The sequence below is a fragment of the Spiroplasma diminutum CUAS-1 genome, assembly GCF_000439455.1.
GTDB lineage: Bacteria > Bacillota_I > Bacilli_A > Mycoplasmatales > Mycoplasmataceae > Spiroplasma_A > Spiroplasma_A diminutum.
Genome location: NC_021833.1, coordinates 684,084 through 701,332 on the forward strand (window position 1 = coordinate 684,084; position 17,249 = coordinate 701,332).

Genomic DNA, 17,249 nt, shown 5'->3' on the forward strand with positions numbered 1-17,249 from the left:
ATTTCCCTTCATATAAAAAAATGCTCCTAATAATAGGAGCGTTTGAACGCGGTACCATCCTAATTAAATAAATACTAAAAATAGATATCTATTTATCTTTAATAGAATGTTAACGCTTTCTGTGCGAGGAGTTCTACTAAGTAGAATACTTTTCTTCTCCTAAACTAAATAAGTGATAATTTTAATAATTCTTTGTTAATTTTCACCAATTATTAACTCTCTGTGAAAGAATTTTATTAAAATCGTGTCTTATTGTGGTTTGGCTTATTAATTTTATCCATTCAATCTTTTAAGAATGTTCCGTGATCAAATTTTGTTGGTTTTACAGGTTCTTCATTTGATAATATTTGATCTATATTAATTCCAAAATAACTAAATCCTAAAACATTTTTTGAAATTGCTTTACCATCTTCTTTAATTTCATTAAGTGCATTTAATGCAATTGTTCAATTACTGTTTTCACCTTTAATTTCAAAAGCACTTCTTAAAATAGAATATTTTGTACCCAAACTTATTCTTACTGCTTTATCTCCAAGATAATAGTAATCTGAATTTTCATTTCATTTTTTATCTATTAATGTTCTCAAATTACCATAGAAATATAAAGGACTTTCTTCATGTTTTTGAGGTATAAATAACTCACCTTTTTTGATTGATTTTTCTTCTCCATTTAAATCAGTTAATGTTATATCGTCTTGTGCTTTTACAAAATATGTTGGTCTATAAACATTATATGCAAGATAATTTATGTCATTAAATCAACCATCAAGTGACTCAATAAAAGGAATTACAGTTGGTTTATTTGTTGATATTGCATTATTTAACAATCATTGATTTTTTGCTGAAATTGACAAATGAAAATCCTTATTATTTAATCAATATTCAATCATAATTTCTTTAATTGATTGTGAAATTGTTTCTTGACTTTCTCTATTATAAAGTGTTTTACCATTAATTGCTAAATCTAAACCATCTAAACCAAATCCATTTAATATTGATCCCAATTTATTTTTAAGTCTAGCCTTTTGTTTTCATTTTCAAATCATTCTGTCAGCAGAACCACCACCAAATGAGGCAATTATCTTTTTATTATCTTTTTCTGTACTTTCTTTTCTATCCATTAAATACTTAGAATTTGCAAGATCATATGGACTATTCTCTTGATCTAAATCAAGAGTAAAATCTGCCAAATTTAGTCCATCAATATCGTTTTCTCCATTAGTAGTATACAATGAAGAAATATTTATAATATCATATGGGCTATTTTTAATAACTACTTCCAATTTTGGATCTCTTCAACCAAGTCCCTTTTTATAGTCTTCTCCTGTTTCACTATTTGGAATACTTATTGAATTTCCTCAATTTCATCAGTACCCCATTAGATTACGTTCTTGTTGAGCAATAGGATTACTAGCCTTTTCTATTTCTTCTGGAGTTGTTATAAAAGTAATTTCTGTTGAACCTTTTGCAATTCTAGAATATTTTGATGCGTTTATAGTTGCACTATATTCTTGTTTTTCATCAGCATATGTTTCATTAGAGATTTTAGGTTGTTTAGGTTTTATTGACTTAGTATCTAATGTTAGATTCGCAAGTCTTGCAATTTCTCTTGGATTATTTGTAGTAATTTTATTTATTTTTGCGATTTGTTTTATAACCTCTTTTTGATTAACAGATTCCATTTCTCCTAAATCAAGATTAAATCTAAGAGAATTTATATCTTTTAAATTTATTGTACAAGAAACAACAGTTGTTGAAGTAATTGATACAGTAAAAGCTGTTGATGCAATAATAGCTAGTAATTTCTTCATAAATTCTCCTTTTAAGATAATTATATATTAAAAAAATATTAATTAGTACTTTTATCTAATGAATCAATAATAGTTTCCAAATATTCATTAATTTTTTCATCTTTATTATTAATAAAATGCTCATTTTTATTTAAAAATAATTCTAAATAAATTGTAAAATCAATTGGATTTTGTTCTATTTTAACTAAAGTTTCTTCAATATCATTTTTTAGATCATATGCTAAATTAACTGCTTTTGATATTATAATTTCTGCATTTTTTCTTGCAACTTCATAAACACTTTTTGTTCTTTCAAGACCTTTTTTTGTATATTCTTCTCTACTCTTATAATTTTCTAATTCTTTTTCCAGTTCTTGAATTTTTAATAATAATTCTGTATTATTCATTAGAATTTACCCTCAAAATTTCAATTTAATGATATTTCAGCTGTTTTTTTGAACATATCTCTAAATTTTTCATTTTGACTTACAATAATATTAAATATTAAGTCAAATATAATCATTTCTCCAGGAACAGAAGAAATTGATGGATATTTTATTTTATCATTATTAATTGTTTGAGTTTCAATTATATGAATATTTGATATATCAATTGAATCTTCAAGCTGCTCTATTGTTATTTCTCTGTCTGCTGTTAAAACAAGCATTGGAATGTTTTTGTTATAACTTCATTTTATTGATTCAATAATTTCTTTTGTTCAACCAGTTCTTGTTATAAAAATTGCAAAATCATTTTCATCAAAAAATATTGTTCTTTGAACGTAGTTGTGAATATTTGAAACATGTTGTGCCATTATATTAATTCTTGATAAATTTAAAACAAATGAATTTGCACTTATCTGTTGTTGTTCTAATCCAAAAATCATTACTCTTTTTGAAGAATATATTCTCTTAGCAATTTCTTCAATTTCTTTTGAATTAATACTATTCAAAGTTTCATTAATAGTATACATAGCAGCTCCACGAACATTATGTATAATCTCTTGAATAGTATTGTCATCACCTAATTTATAATAATCGTTTTGCATTCTTGATTTTTCATAAACAAACATTTGTGTTGATTTAAAAGACTTAAATCCTAATTTTTGACAAACTCTTGTCATTGTTGAAGGACTTACATTACTTTGTTTTGAAACTTCTTGAATTGAGTGACTACAAAAAAAATCTGGATCTGTATTAATCAAATTGAGAATTGAACCTTCTGTTGAATTTAACTTTTTATCTTTTGAATCAATAATTTTCATTCTTATTTACCTCTTTTTTTAAATACTTTTTTCATAGATATCTTTTTAATATAATTGGAATTAATTTTTGTCTCTTCAATATGTTTTTCTCTAAGCTCATTTAATTCTTGAATATTTGAACATTTTTTTATTTCTTTTATATAATCAGATGATAATTTTAAAACAACACTTGTACCATAGATATCCACTTTAGTTTTTTTAACCTTTATTATTATAAAGGCTATTAAACAAAATGATAGAATAAATATTAAAGTGTATGTTACAAAAAAAGGTATTGCTAAGTTACCCCCAAGTCTAAAATCAACTTTATACAGTTGTTCTTCTCCAAGACCAGGATATACTAGATTTTTTGCATTAACTCAACCAGCTTGCATAACATTTAACATATATCTTTGAGGTAAAAAATATAAAATTATATTTAATCAATTAATTCTTGCAATAACTTCATATGGAAAAGCACACCCCAATAAGTTATATGAAAATATATAAATCAAAGAAACATAAATTGTTCCAACTATTGTAGAGTCAATAAATATAAAAATTGCATAGCTAATTAAAACACAAAGTATTCATAAACTAAAAGTTCCTGAAATAAACATTCATCAGTTAACACCAAGAAATAATTGTCTTTGATCATTAAAGAATATTAATGTTAAAAGCATCAATAAAATAATAATTATAAAATTAATTGTAAAATTAGCTAAAATATTAGCTCCTGGTCTAACAAAACTATTTAATCCAGTATTACTTATTCTTTTATTAAATCCTGTAGTTTTATTATTTGAAAGAGTTCTGTGAAATGTATGTATTCCATTTCTTACAACCAAAGCTCCAACAGCTGAAGCAAATAAAAAAGGATTATCTCCTTTAAATAATAATCAAATAAATAATGTAAAAATAACTAGAAAAACTCCTAAAAACATATTAATAGGAGAATAGACAAAAGTTTTTAAAGATAATATATATAAATCTTTAAAAGTTTTGAGATTATTATGATTTTTTACAGAATAATTATTCTTTTTCATTTTTTATTTTTCCTCTAAGTATTTTCTTTTTCTTTTTAATTTCTATTGTAAGCTTTTTAATATCTAAAACTTCATTTAATTCATCAATTGAATTTGCATTTTTAATATTGTAAATAATTGCTCTGTGATTTGCATTACCTTTTAATCTACTAAATGATTTTGTTTTATGTTGATATTCTTTAAAAAGAATATAAAATATTGCAATAGTAAATGAAATAAGTAATACAAAAGCAATCAAGTAAGGAATTCAATAATGACCATGATATGTAAATTGATTTTCTTGCATTTTAATATCCCCTGCTCAACCAGATGCCATTATATTTAAAAAGTATCTTTGTGGTAGTAAAAATCCAATTATTATTATTGGTTTATTTTGCTCTAATAAATTTCAAGGAATTCCTAATCCAAGTAAAAACATTGGAAAAAAATAGAATATGTTTGCAATAACTGAAGCTCATTCATATTTTTTTGTTGTAAATACAATTATAAGTGCCAATAAATTTGAAGAAATTGCTAATAAAAAGAAACCTAGAATAAAAATTGTTCAGTTCACATTTGATAAACTATGTCTTTGATCTGGAAATGCCATTGCAATAGCAAACATAAATAATGCTACAAGCAAATTTACAAATTGATTAAAGAGCATAATTACAAAGAATACAAATGTTTTTGAAATTTTCGTTGAAAATATCTTTTCAAGAAATAAAGATGTTTTTAAATCATATACTGTTTTTACAAGATTAAATAAGCAATTTCTAATTACACTAATACCAATAGCACTAGCTAAAATAAAACTATCAACACTAAGATTTTCTTGATTAGCACCAGTACCTGCATTTTTAAAAGCAAGTCAAATAACAAGCGTTAATGTTGTAACAATTCAACCAGAAAATATGATAAATAAATCCTTTTTATAGTTTGAAAGTTGCATTGAAAATAAATTTTTAAAAACGCTTCAATTTGATGCTTTCATAATTAACTCCTTCTTTTTTTATTTTTCTCTTGTTTTTGTTGTTTTTTGAGAATTCTATTCTCCAATTTCATTGATTTGATTTCTTCTTGAATGTATTTTTTCTTTAAAGCAGATAGTTTTTCTAATTCCTTTTTAGAAAGTTCTGCTGTCAGTTCTGTTGCATATGCAATATATTTATTTGATTTAAAACTTTTATACAAATCTTGTTCAAGATACTCTAAAAACCTCTCTGTTCTATTAAAAAACATTAAAGCTGATTTCTTATATTTAATTTTAGGATCAATTTTATTAATCTTCTTTTTTGTTTTTTTAAAAATTTTAATCAACATTTTTGTATGTAAAATAACTTGTTCAATATTTTTCCTATTAATTGCTGTTGAAAGTAAATTTTCAAGTATATTTTGTAATTCATTGATATGAAAATCTATATTTCTAATTTCAACAATATTTGGTTCATGTTCATGTCCAATATTTTTTTCCAAAAATATATTATATTTATCTCTAAATATAGCAGAATTGGTTTCAAATTTTTTTATTATTGGTTTAAATAATGGATCAGGTTTAACTGTAATTTCATTTTGTTTAATTGCATCCATTATATTAAGTGAATATTTTTCAAATGTTAAATTATTTTTTCAATCGGTAATATAGTCATCTGAGATTATAAATCCATTTTCTAAAACAATTACTCTTTCACATAAAAATTCAAATGTTGAATCATCTGGTGAAATAACTACAAAAGTTGCATTATTTTCTTCTTTATATTCTTTTAAAAAGTTTAATATTTTTATTTTAAAATCCAATCCAATTGATGATGAAACTTCATCAAGTACAACTAAGTTTGGTTTATTTATTATAGCTAAAGCAATAGAAAATAATTGTAATCAAGAAGTATTACAAGATGTTAAAGTTTTATCTCATCTTGAGTCAATACCAAAAACATTTACAATATCTTCAATTCATTTTTTATCATTAACATCATGAATATGTTTATATAGATTAAAAACTTCTTTTACTGTAAAACCTTCAGGTCAAGTGGTTTGTCTGAACTGAAAACCAATGTTTGACATAATATTATCATTATTGAAATTATACTCAATAACTCCCCCTGATTGTTTAATTTGACTTGCAATTAGTCTTCCAAGCACACTCTTTCCAGACTGGTTTGGTCCAATAATTGCAATTCCTTCTCCTTTATAAATTTTTAAATTTATTTTCTTTATTGCTCAAACACTTTTATTAAAAATTTTTGAAACATTTTCCAATGATACACTTATTTCTTTACTTTCCATCTCAATTCACCTTTATTTTTTATTTATAAAATTTTCCACTAGTTTTCAATACATTTCTGGGTGCATAACTTGTGTTCTTATATGCTCACCTGTTAAAAAAATATGAAGTGAATCTTTTACATTTAAGATTTTTCTTAAACTATGAAACTTTTCACTATCTTTGTAATCTGTTACACTATCCTTTTTAGAATGTAAATAAAGAATTGGAAAAGTCTTTTCACATAATGCAATTCTATAAGTTATTGTGTCAAATTCAATATCAATTTTATAATTATTATTATATACTTTATAAACTCCTTGTAATACTTTATCTAAAATATTTCCTATTACAGGACCACCAATAGAGTTAATAATTTTTTTTAAAACTTTTGTTGTTTCAAAATAAGGTGAATCTGTAATTGCAAATCTTATATTATAAGATTTTAAATCATTTGAAAGTGCAAATCTGTTTATTGTATGAGCTCCCATTGAAAAGCCAATTAATCCAAGTTCTTTTACTTTATAATTTTTTTTAAGAAAATCCAAAGCACTTTTCAAATCTTTTTCTTCATTAACACCCATAGTTATAATTGCATCATCAGATTCCCCATGATTTCTAAAATCGAATGCAAATATGTTATATCCAAGTTTATTAAAATAGTAACTAGCAATTGCACTAGATTCTTTTGAAGAAGAAAATCCATGACATGCAAGAATTCACTTATTTGTTTTTTTCTCATTTAAGTGAACAATTCCTACAAGATTTTTTGAATCAAAAGATTTAAATTCAACTTTTTTAAAATTTCTAATATTCAAATTCAAAACTTCTTGATCGTTTGATTGTTCAAAAATAGCTTGTTGATATAAACTCAAAAGATTTATATAACCATTATTTTTATAAAGATCATGATTATCTCTATTTCTATTATTAATAAGAGAAATTATTTTTTCTATAATTAAATCGCTCATAAATTTATACCTCACTCTATTAATTGTATAAAAAAAATTCTACATAAATGTAGAATTTTAAAAGTTTTAATCACCATTAGTTTCAGTTGATCAATGAGCTCCAGATCTTCATTTTGTTCAATCGCTTTTAACGACTGCCATTTTTTGTTTATATTCTTCAAATTTTTCTTTTCACTCTTTTTCACTCAATAATTTTGAGTTTAAATAAGTGTTATAGAATTTAAATTGAGCAGTACCAAATGCTTCATATGATTTTGTATACGGAGCTAAGTAACTTACAGTTCAAACTTTTGGTAAAGCTTTTGTATATAAACTTAAAGATAAGAAATTTTCATAAAAGAAACTATTTTCTTGTTCAGCAAATTGAGTATATCTTTCAGAAGGAATTGTTACATTAGCATCAGTTTCTTTAAAATCATTTGAAAAACTTTCAAAAGCTTTTAATAAATCCTCTGTTGCACTTCCTTGATCAGAACTCTCACTTTTTTTAGTCAAAAGATTTTTATTTTTAACTACATAATTACCTTCTTTATTCTTTTCAAATAGTCTAACTGTTCCATTATATCCTCTATAAGGTCCAGTTAAAGTAATTGTTTCTAAGAATGATGATGGGTCTTTATAGTCTGGAGATCAACCACTAATGAATAAATCAGTTGCTCCTTTTGATCCAGCAGTTCTATAATCATCGTTTGATGGTAATGTTTTTGTTTCAATATAAATTGGATTATTTTCTATCGAATTAAAGCCTTTCATCATTAAATTTAAATACGGATTTAATGAATTATTATTTGATGGACTTAAAATAAGTCTTAAAACAACTCTTTTACCATAACCCTTTATATCTTGTTTATTAATTCCATTAATTTCTATAAATTTATTAATATCTTTGATAAGTTCTTCACTTGTTTTATTATCTGAAAGTTCTTTAGCATATGTTTTATAAGGATCTTGACCATCTTTTAAAGAAATTGATCCTTCTAAATTTTCTTCATTACCCACACTTTTATCAAATTCTCTTGCCACATATTGTGTATAGTCAATACCTTTTTCATCTTGTGCTACACCTTCAGCAGTATAAGTATTTCTTAGCATTTGTGAATTTTGTCCAACATCATCAATTGTTTTAGAAAAGTATCTTGCAAAATCACTTCTATTTAGAGTTGTTGATATAAATGCTCTAACATCTTTTGATTGTAGAAGTTTTGAAGCATTTAATGCTCTATTTTGTTCAACAACACCAACACTAGCATCATCAATATTTGCATTATAATAGTTATAAACTAACATGAATGACGCTGCTTTATCTGGTGATTCAACTTCATATGCTGCTCCAAAATTTGGATTATCATATGCTTCTTTTCCTTTACCAATATATCTACTTCAACCTTTTAGATCATCTGATTTTAGTTCAAATGATGAAGTTGAACCAGATTCAAATAAAGTTCTTTCTCTTGAAGCTGATGCATCTTCTAAATAATTGAATTCTAAAGTTTCAATATTAGTACTTTGTTTCAATGCATAATGTTCATTCTTTTTAAGAATAATTTTTCCATTTGGATTTGCTTGTTGAACATAGTATGCTCCATTATAATATGCATCCTCAAATTTATTTACAGGTCCAGTAGTTTGAGGATTAACTGAATTAATTGGAGAGAATACAGAATAAGTTAGTAAGCTTTCAAAATAAGGTGCAGCTTTCGCTAATTTAAAAGTAATTAGTTCCTTTCCATCTTCATTTTTTGAACTTATTCCAAATTCATCAGGATTTTCAATTCTAGCATATTGTTTTTGAATTGCATCTTCCAGTTCTTTTCCTTCAAGTTCATCTTGAGCTTTCCCAATTGATTCATAAATATCTTCCGCTCCAACAATAAATGAAGTTCATAGTGATGATACATCTGATCCATTTGCTGGATTTAAAGCATATTTAGCAGCTCTAATTACTCCATCATAAACACTTGCATTTTTTCCATCTTTAACTATATTTCCTTTATAATCAACTCAGTTCATTTCTCTCATTTTGTAAGTTCATTCTGTTGAATCCTCATTGTTAACACCAACATAAAGATGATCTGGTCCTTTTACATCTTGACCATATTCACTTACTGCAAGAGAACCATAGATTCTTCCATATTGGTCTGTTGATAAGAATGTATCAAATGTATTTGATCAAATTCTTGAATCTTCTGCTTGCATTGAATGTGCAGTATTTCAACTTGAAACGTTATTAGTATAAATTGACTTATGAACATCTGTACTCATAACTCTATTTAAAATAGCATCAAAAGAAGCTCCACAAGAAACCACAGAAGATGAAATCATTGTTGTTGCTAAACCTAAGCCTAATATTCCTAATGTTTTTTTATATCATATAGACATTTTTATCTTCCTTTCTTATTTCTTAATTAATTTTTTAATTTCTTTGATTTCTCTTTTATTTGCTCAAACAAAATGGTCTTTTGTTATTTCTTTGAAATAAGGTAAATCAAATATGTAATCTTTATGTTCTTCTTCTGGATTATAAACTACTAATTTAGTTTCTTTTGCAAGTTCAGGTTCTGGAATTGGAATTGCAGAAAGCAAGGCTCTTGTATAAGGGTGAAGAGGATTTTTAAATAACTCTTCTGCTGGTGCAATTTCAATTATTTGACCATGATAAATTACAGCGATTCTGTCAGCGATATGACGAACTACAGATAAGTCATGAGCAACAAAAACATATGTTAATCCCAATTCCTCTTGGAATTTTTTAAATAAGTTTAAAACCTGAGCTCTAATAGAAACGTCAAGTGCTGAAATTGGTTCATCAGCTACAATAAGTTTTGGTCTCATAGCTAAACTTCTTGCAATACCAACACGTTGTCTTTGTCCTCCTGAAAATTCATGAGGATATCTTGATAAGTGCTCTGGTAGTAATCCAACAGAGTTAACAAGCTTTAATATAATATGTTTTTTTACTGCAGCTGGAGTCGCTTCGTCAAATGTAATTTTTTCATTTGGATTTGCTTGATTATATTCTGTTACATATAATTCTTTTGCTTCTTGACCTTTGTATAAATCAGGGAAGTTTTCCATTCCTTCTGCAATAATTTCTTCAATTGCCATTCTATCATTTAATGATGAACCTGGATCTTGAAAAATCATTTGGATATTTTTTCTGTTACTTCTTTTTTGTTCTTTTGATTGAACTTTAAATAAGTAAGAATCTTTAATAATTTCATCAATTGAAGGTAATTCTAAGAATTCTGCTAATTCAACAAATGAATCAATTTCTTCTTGAGAATAAGGGATTTCAATTCCTTTTCATGAATTAAAGTTTTCAATTAATTCTCTATCTTTTACAATATTGTTTTCAATAATTTTTGTAATATATTTAAGTTCTTTTTTTAATTCTGCAATTTTTGCATTAGTTATGTTTGATTCATCTGAAATTAAATCTCTAATTGAATTTTCAAAATCAGTATTTTTCAATTTTGAAACAAGTGATTCAATTTTTGAATCTACTATTTCATTTTCTGAAAGAGATTTTAAAATTTCTTTTGAAGCAACGACATTTAAATTTTTTCTTGATCAAAAGTCTCTTATAAAGTATTCAAGTTTTTTATATTCATCACTTGAACTACTTACTCCTTTTGACTTCATAATTTCAAATTGATTTTTACATTCTTCAAAAAATTCATTTCTGTTTACATAAACTAAATTATTATAGTAATTTATGTATTTTTGTCTTCTACTTAATGGAGAAGAAAGTGCATGTAATTGAAATTGTAATGATTTAGCTCATGAAAGTTTTGATAAAAACTCTCTATGATTTTCTGTAATTACTTTTCACATGTTTAGCAAATTAGTCATTACTGAATCTAATTTTTCTGGGTCAATATTATTAATTGTTTCTCTATATTCAGAAATTTCTTTAATTTTTAAATATATTTCATCAGCATTTTCCTTAATTGAAAGAATACTTTCTTTTGTTTCTTTTAATTTAATTAAAACTGATTTTTCAAGTTCTTTAGAAACTTCAGGAACATATGAATGTAAGTTATCTACAAACTTAATCATTCTATCTTCATTTTTAATAATAGTATTAATGTATTTTAAGTTTTCCAATACGATATCTTTTAAAAATTTTAATTTTGAACTTCTTGTAAATTTCTCTAATTCCTCTTGAGTTAATACTCTTGGATTTTTTAAGAAATTTTCATATAAAGTTTTTAAACCATCAATTCTTGCTTGAATTTCTCTTGTTGTAACATTCATTTTATATGACATATTATCAAGTTTCTTTGAAATTTCTTTATTTAAAGTGTACAAACTTGTTGGACGACCAGCTACAATGTTGTCGTTCATATAGATTGCACCATCTTTTAATGGTTGTACTCCAACAATAGCTCTACCAATTGTAGTTTTTCCACTACCAGACTCTCCTACTAAACCAAATATTTCTCCATTATAGATGTCAAAACTAGTCTCTTTAACAGCTCTAAACTTTTTACCTTTAACTCGGAATTCAATAACTAAATCCCTAATATTTAAAAGTACATCTTTATTTATTGACATAGTTCTATCCTACCTTTTCTGCTTCTTCAATACGTTTACGTAAGTTATTTAAAATAGCTGGTCTTTCAACTTTGGGAGAACGTGGATCTAATAATCAAGTTTTTGCAAAATGAGTTTCACTTACTTTAAACATTGGAGGTTGTTTAATATAATCTAATTCCAATGCATATTTATTTCTTGGAGCAAATGCATCTCCTATTATTTCATTAAATAATGATGGAGGTGTACCTTCTATTGAGAATAAATCATCTCCTTTTTTACCTAATTGAGGTAAAGAAGATAATAATGCTCAAGTATAAGGATGTTTTGAATTTTCAAAAATATCTTTTGCAGTTCCTACTTCAATAATTTGTCCAGCATACATAACTGCAACTCTATCTGCAATTTTTGCAACAACTCCTAAGTCGTGAGTAATAAACACAACTGAGAATTTGTATTCTTTTTGTAACTCTTTTATTAAATCTAAGATTTGAGCTTGAATTGTAACATCAAGCGCTGTTGTTGGTTCGTCACAAATTAATACTTTTGGTCTACATGCAAGAGCAATTGCAATAACTACTCTTTGACGCATTCCCCCTGAGTATCTTCCAGGAATATCTTTAAAACGTTTTTCAGGATTTGGAATTCCAACTTTTCTTAAAAGTTCAATTGCCTCTGCTTTTGCTTCAGATTTATTTAAACCTACTTGTTTTCTCAATACCTCTGTAATTTGGAATCCAACTGGTAAAAGTGGATTTAATGAAGTCATAGGGTCTTGGAAAATTGTTGAAATTGTTTTTCCTCTTAATTGTCTGATTTCTTTTAAAGCATTTACTTTATTTACTAAATCAGAATTTTTAATTCTTTTTCAGTCAACTAAAATATTATAAAAATGATCTTTATCAAAAGTATTGTTTTCAATTATTGATAAACAAATTTGTTGTAATTCATTTTCAAATCTATTTAAATATTTTTTACTTGTAAAATAATTTATTATAAATTCTTTTTCTTCATCAGTAAAAGAAACTTCTGTTTCAATAAAATTTTCAATTAATGAAGTTATTTTTGAAACATTTCTTCTACTTTTCATATCTAAAGGTTTTACTTTATTAATATCTAGTTCCAATCTTAAAATCATTGTTAATTTATCATTAACTTTTTCTTCTCTTAATGAATCTTCATTAATAAGTTTAATAATTTCTTCAGTTGCTTTAATTTTAACTTCCAATTTGATAATTTTATTTGCAACTCTATTGTTTCCAGTAAAAGTCATACTTTCTTGTAAAGTTGCAAGTTCTTTCTTTAATTCTTCTAATAAAATAGTGTGTTTATTGCTATTAATTTTCTTAATAGCTATTTTTTTATTTTCATCTAACAAGCTAGATTTCAATTCTTCTTTTAAATCTTGTAATTCTTGTTTTAATCCAGCTAAAATTGTTTCATTTTGTTCTGATTCAATTTTATTTTCTAATCTAATAATTTTTAATTCTTGTTGTTCTAAACTTCCATTATATTTTGGATTTAATTTATATAATTCCTTAATTTCTTTTAAAATTTCTTTTATTTTTTCATTATTTATTTTAACAACACTTTTAATAACATCTTTTGAAATTAATGGACTTTGTAAGTTAACAATATCGATTGGCTCTTTAAAATAAGCATTTTCATCTTCAATTGTTTCTTTATTTGGTCTATAAACTATAGAACCATTACTTACTCAACCATTTGCTTCTAACATTCCTGTAAATGTTTTTGTTATTACAGATTTACCACTTCCAGATTCTCCTACAATTGCAAGAATTTCTTGGTCATAGATATCTAAATCAACATTTCTAATAGCAGTTAAAAAATTACCTCTAACTTGGAATTTTACTTCCATGTCACGAACAGATATAATTCTATTTTCTTTATTCATAATTTTCTTCCTATCTATGTGTTTTAGGATCTAATGAATCGGCAAATACTTTACCTGCTAAGAAGAATAATAATGATATTCCCCCTACAAACGCAACTGGAATGATTAATAAGTGTGGGTACACTTCTCAATCTGAACCAGATAATAATTCATTTAAAATTGAACCTAATGATGCTTGATCTAATGTATTTGTAACAAATCCAAAGTTATAGTATGCAAGTAATGCATCAATTGCTATAGCTGTTGGAATTGCAAATGTTGATGTTTGAATAACAATCGGTAATATTTTTGGCATGATATTTTTTCTAATAATTTTTGAACTTGGTGTTCCTAATACTCTTGATGCAATGTTATACTCTGCATTTCTTACAAGCATAATTTGAACCCTAATAACTGCTGCTAAAGTAATTCAACTTGTAATTGATATACCAAATATTAGAACTGGAATTGATGTTGTTCCTCCAAATAAGAAAATAACAATCAATCATAAGATTAATGATGGTATTAGAGTTAAGAATCTAGTGATTTCTATAAAAATTAAGTCTAATTTTGAAAAGAATCCTCAAATTGAACCTAATAAAATTCCTAATAAAATTTGAATTGAAGCAACAAAGAATGTAAATATCAATGTTGTTCTTGTTCCAATTCACATTTTAGTTCATAAATCTTCTCCAAATTTACCTAATCCAAATATATGTTGTCAGCTTGGTGCTTCAATATCAATACCTGGTCTGTTAATTGGAACTGGATCTTTTCCTATTCCAATTGAGAATGCCATTAAAATAATTGCTACTAATAAAAATAATGAAATAACAAATGTTTTTGATTTTGCAACTCTTGCAAAAACTGATTTTCAATAACTGTATGGTTTATTTGTAATTCGTTCAGATTGCTCATGTTGAGCTCCAATTACCTTGAAGAGAGAATTATCTATAGAATTCATTTCTTCATTTGTATATTGTCTTTGTTCCATAAATTTTCCTCCTCTATTTTGTTAATTTTATTCTTGGGTCTAATGTTGCTAACAGTAAATCTCCAATTAAACTTGAAAATACTCCCGCTGAAGCTGATACAAAGATATATCCTAAAACAACGAATGTATCTTTATTTGCTACCCCATTTAAAATAAATTTACTCATACCATCAATTGATCAATGTCTTTCAACTAAAATACTTGATCCAAATAATGTTAATACAAACACTTCTGGTAGAGTTTTAATTAATCTAACTCCTGCATTTCTAAAGATATGAACGTAGAATACATATTTCTCGCTTAATCCTTTTGAAAGTGCAAATTTTGCATAGTCTGCTGTCATTTCATCTAATACGAATCTTCTTGTGTTAACTATAATCATTGGCATAATTAATAACATTACCCCAATAACAGGTCAAATTTTAGTTCCTAGTGTAGCTCCTTCATAAGTTCCATTTGCTCCAAATACATAAATTGACATTTTGTATAATAGAGAAATAATAACTAATGCTGGAATAGCACTAATTACTAAGCTTGTTCCATTAATTGCATTATCTGCTGATTTTTCTTTGTTTTTTGCAGCAAGAATACCTAATGGTACACCAAGCACATATGATAGTAAAACTCCAATACTTCCAATTTTAAATGAAGTTGGAATTGATCTTTTAAATGCTTCTTGTACTAATGACATTGAAGCACCACCACTAGCTTTGTTCATAAATACACCTAAGTAGAATCACATTGTTGTTGATTCACCTGTAATATTTCCAGCATTATCCATAACTGGATTTAAAATAACAGTTTTTGGAATGAATGGTGTAATATTTCTTAAATAGATAAACATTTGTTGAATCATTGGTCCTGATACTCCAAATAAGTCTTTTCTATTATTTAATAAGTTGTAGTATTCTTTGCTTCCATAAGTTATGTTCATTTTATCTAAGTTAACATCTGCTAAATAAGCTCCATCAGTTGTTACGATTCTTAACATTATAAACACAACAGCTATTGCTATATAAAGTGTTATAAATGCATACAATATTCTTTTAAGTGAGTAAGAAAATAATGGATTTTTTTGCATGAATTCATCAAATGTTGAATTTGATTTCCTAAACACACTTCTCACTTTTTCTAAATGACTGGCTTTTGTTTCTTTAACTTCCTCAGTTAAACTAATTTCTTCAAATAAGTTTAATACTGACGATTGCTCTTTGTCTAATTCATTTACTTTTGTTTCCATAAGTTTAGTTATCCTTTCTATTTATTTTTATCTTATAAAACCTATATAATATTTTTAAAGGTGTTAAATATGAGAGATAAAAATAAAACAAGTAATTTTAAAAAATTAAAAGATTTGCGTGAGCAAGAAAAGCAAGCTCACAATCAACAAGTACAAGATAAAGTAAGTAAAATTTCAGAAGATCCAATTGGTAATCAAACCAGATATATTGATTCTAAGAAATTAAGATGATACGACTATCTTATAGCATTAGCGATAAGTTCTTGTATTATTGGCTTTAGTTTCATTATTGGTATCTTTGTCTATAAAAGCACAGAGAAATCAGAATGAATAGTTACTGCATTTGCACTACTTTCTTTATTAGCTTTTTTATTCACTAATTGAATAAAAAATAAGAAAGTTGCAAAATTTTATAATGATACTAGAAGAAGGTATCAAACTACTTTATCAGAAGAAGAAGGATATTTGAGAAGAATTTCTAAAATCATCCTTTTAGTCTGCTTAGTATTGTCAATAACTTCAGTAATTATTGCGATTACACTTTGAGTGTAATTTTTTTTATTTTCATAAAAAAAAGAGTGATAAATCTTATAAAAAGTCTAGGTATAAATTAATCCTAACTGTTTATAAAATATATCACTCTTTTAAATATTAAATACTCTTAATAAAAACTAAAATCTTATTAAACAATATCATTTAAAATCTGTCTAATTCTATAAACAATTACGATCATTGCGCCATGTGTTGTTTTGCGCAGTACATAGCCATCTTAATATTTAATTTCGCATTGTCTTTAAAAAAGATATTTTTAAATGACAATGTAGAAAACGCAAAAAAGGCAGTTGGTTTATTGAATTTTTTGGTAATCAATATACTGTGCATTTTTCGGTCTCCTTCATCGCCTAATTAGATACTAGCAAATGAAAGTTATAATTTCAACATTTTAACAAGACAAATTAAAAAAATAAGCAATTAATTGCTTATTCAAAAATAATATACACCTGCATCAATTTTTTTGTAATCTCCATCAAGAGCATACATAACTCCTGTTAAAAAATCTATAAGTCTTTTTTTATCAGCTTTTTCAATATCTGTAAGTTTTACAGTTACATTTTTAAACCTGATAAGGCAATCTGCAATCTCTTTTGTATCATTATAACTTTGAGGGAAAAAATGAGTTATATGTTCTTCATTAAATTCATTATTAAATTGATTTTGGTTATCTATAGAATCAACTTTATTATCATTTAATTCCAAATGTTTATCTTGTTTTTTATTAAATAATCCCATTAA

14 protein-coding genes are annotated in these 17,249 nt (G+C 25.5%); 1 reads left to right on the forward strand and 13 read right to left on the reverse strand.

All coding sequences use genetic code 4. The features are described 5' to 3' along the window. Window positions 1–236: 236 nt before the first annotated feature. From SDIMI_RS03185 to oppB, 12 genes are all read right to left on the reverse strand, one after another. The gene (locus tag SDIMI_RS03185; RefSeq protein ID WP_020836554.1) at window positions 237–1,811 is read right to left on the reverse strand and encodes a glycoside hydrolase family 18 protein; all 1,575 of its coding nucleotides are present in this window, start codon (window positions 1,809–1,811) and stop codon (window positions 237–239) included. A 38-nt stretch (window positions 1,812–1,849) separates the two neighbouring features. Beyond that, on the reverse strand, window positions 1,850–2,197 hold the full coding sequence (locus SDIMI_RS03190) for a hypothetical protein (protein WP_020836555.1): 348 nt from the start codon (window positions 2,195–2,197) through the stop codon (window positions 1,850–1,852). Further along, window positions 2,197–3,054 carry a MurR/RpiR family transcriptional regulator gene (locus SDIMI_RS03195; protein WP_020836556.1) on the reverse strand — a complete coding sequence of 286 codons (858 nt, stop codon included), beginning with the start codon at window positions 3,052–3,054 and terminating at the stop codon, window positions 2,197–2,199. The genes SDIMI_RS03190 and SDIMI_RS03195 overlap by 1 nt, the downstream gene beginning before the upstream one ends. A 2-nt stretch (window positions 3,055–3,056) precedes the next feature. Beyond that, window positions 3,057–4,079 carry a hypothetical protein gene (locus SDIMI_RS03200; RefSeq protein ID WP_020836557.1) on the reverse strand — a complete coding sequence of 341 codons (1,023 nt, stop codon included), beginning with the start codon at window positions 4,077–4,079 and terminating at the stop codon, window positions 3,057–3,059. Further along, on the reverse strand, window positions 4,066–5,052 hold the full coding sequence (locus SDIMI_RS03205) for an ABC transporter permease (protein ID WP_020836558.1): 987 nt from the start codon (window positions 5,050–5,052) through the stop codon (window positions 4,066–4,068). The genes SDIMI_RS03200 and SDIMI_RS03205 overlap by 14 nt, the downstream gene beginning before the upstream one ends. Window positions 5,053–5,054: 2 nt before the next feature. After that, complete coding sequence (locus SDIMI_RS03210; RefSeq protein ID WP_020836559.1) at window positions 5,055–6,344, reverse strand: ATP-binding cassette domain-containing protein; 1,290 nt, start codon at window positions 6,342–6,344, stop codon at window positions 5,055–5,057. Between the two features lie 12 nt (window positions 6,345–6,356). Then, a complete protein-coding gene (locus SDIMI_RS03215; RefSeq protein ID WP_020836560.1) occupies window positions 6,357–7,292 on the reverse strand; it encodes an alpha/beta hydrolase in 936 nt (311 codons plus the stop codon). 66 nt (window positions 7,293–7,358) lie between these two features. Next, window positions 7,359–9,671 (reverse strand): ABC transporter substrate-binding protein, encoded by a 2,313-nt coding sequence (locus SDIMI_RS03220; protein ID WP_020836561.1) that lies wholly within the window; start codon window positions 9,669–9,671, stop codon window positions 7,359–7,361. A gap of 15 nt (window positions 9,672–9,686) precedes the next feature. Continuing rightward, window positions 9,687–11,849, reverse strand: coding sequence for an oligopeptide ABC transporter ATP-binding protein OppF (gene oppF / locus SDIMI_RS04730; RefSeq protein WP_020836562.1), 2,163 nt, complete (start codon window positions 11,847–11,849; stop codon window positions 9,687–9,689). A gap of 4 nt (window positions 11,850–11,853) precedes the next feature. Next, on the reverse strand, window positions 11,854–13,743 hold the full coding sequence (gene oppD / locus SDIMI_RS04735) for an oligopeptide ABC transporter ATP-binding protein OppD (RefSeq protein ID WP_020836563.1): 1,890 nt from the start codon (window positions 13,741–13,743) through the stop codon (window positions 11,854–11,856). Window positions 13,744–13,753: 10 nt separating this feature from the next. Further along, window positions 13,754–14,716 (reverse strand): oligopeptide ABC transporter permease OppC, encoded by a 963-nt coding sequence (oppC, locus tag SDIMI_RS03235; protein ID WP_020836564.1) that lies wholly within the window; start codon window positions 14,714–14,716, stop codon window positions 13,754–13,756. A gap of 13 nt (window positions 14,717–14,729) precedes the next feature. Next, the gene (oppB, locus tag SDIMI_RS03240) at window positions 14,730–15,956 is read right to left on the reverse strand and encodes an oligopeptide ABC transporter permease OppB (RefSeq protein WP_020836565.1); all 1,227 of its coding nucleotides are present in this window, start codon (window positions 15,954–15,956) and stop codon (window positions 14,730–14,732) included. Window positions 15,957–16,025: 69 nt separating this feature from the next. On the opposite strand from oppB, the gene SDIMI_RS03245 reads away from it, so the two are divergent. Further along, the gene (locus SDIMI_RS03245; RefSeq protein ID WP_020836566.1) at window positions 16,026–16,508 is read left to right on the forward strand and encodes a hypothetical protein; all 483 of its coding nucleotides are present in this window, start codon (window positions 16,026–16,028) and stop codon (window positions 16,506–16,508) included. A 420-nt stretch (window positions 16,509–16,928) separates the two neighbouring features. Here the strand turns inward: SDIMI_RS03245 and sepF are convergent, their stop codons facing one another. After that, window positions 16,929–17,246, reverse strand: coding sequence for a cell division protein SepF (gene sepF, locus SDIMI_RS03250; protein WP_020836567.1), 318 nt, complete (start codon window positions 17,244–17,246; stop codon window positions 16,929–16,931). Window positions 17,247–17,249: the final 3 nt, after the last annotated feature.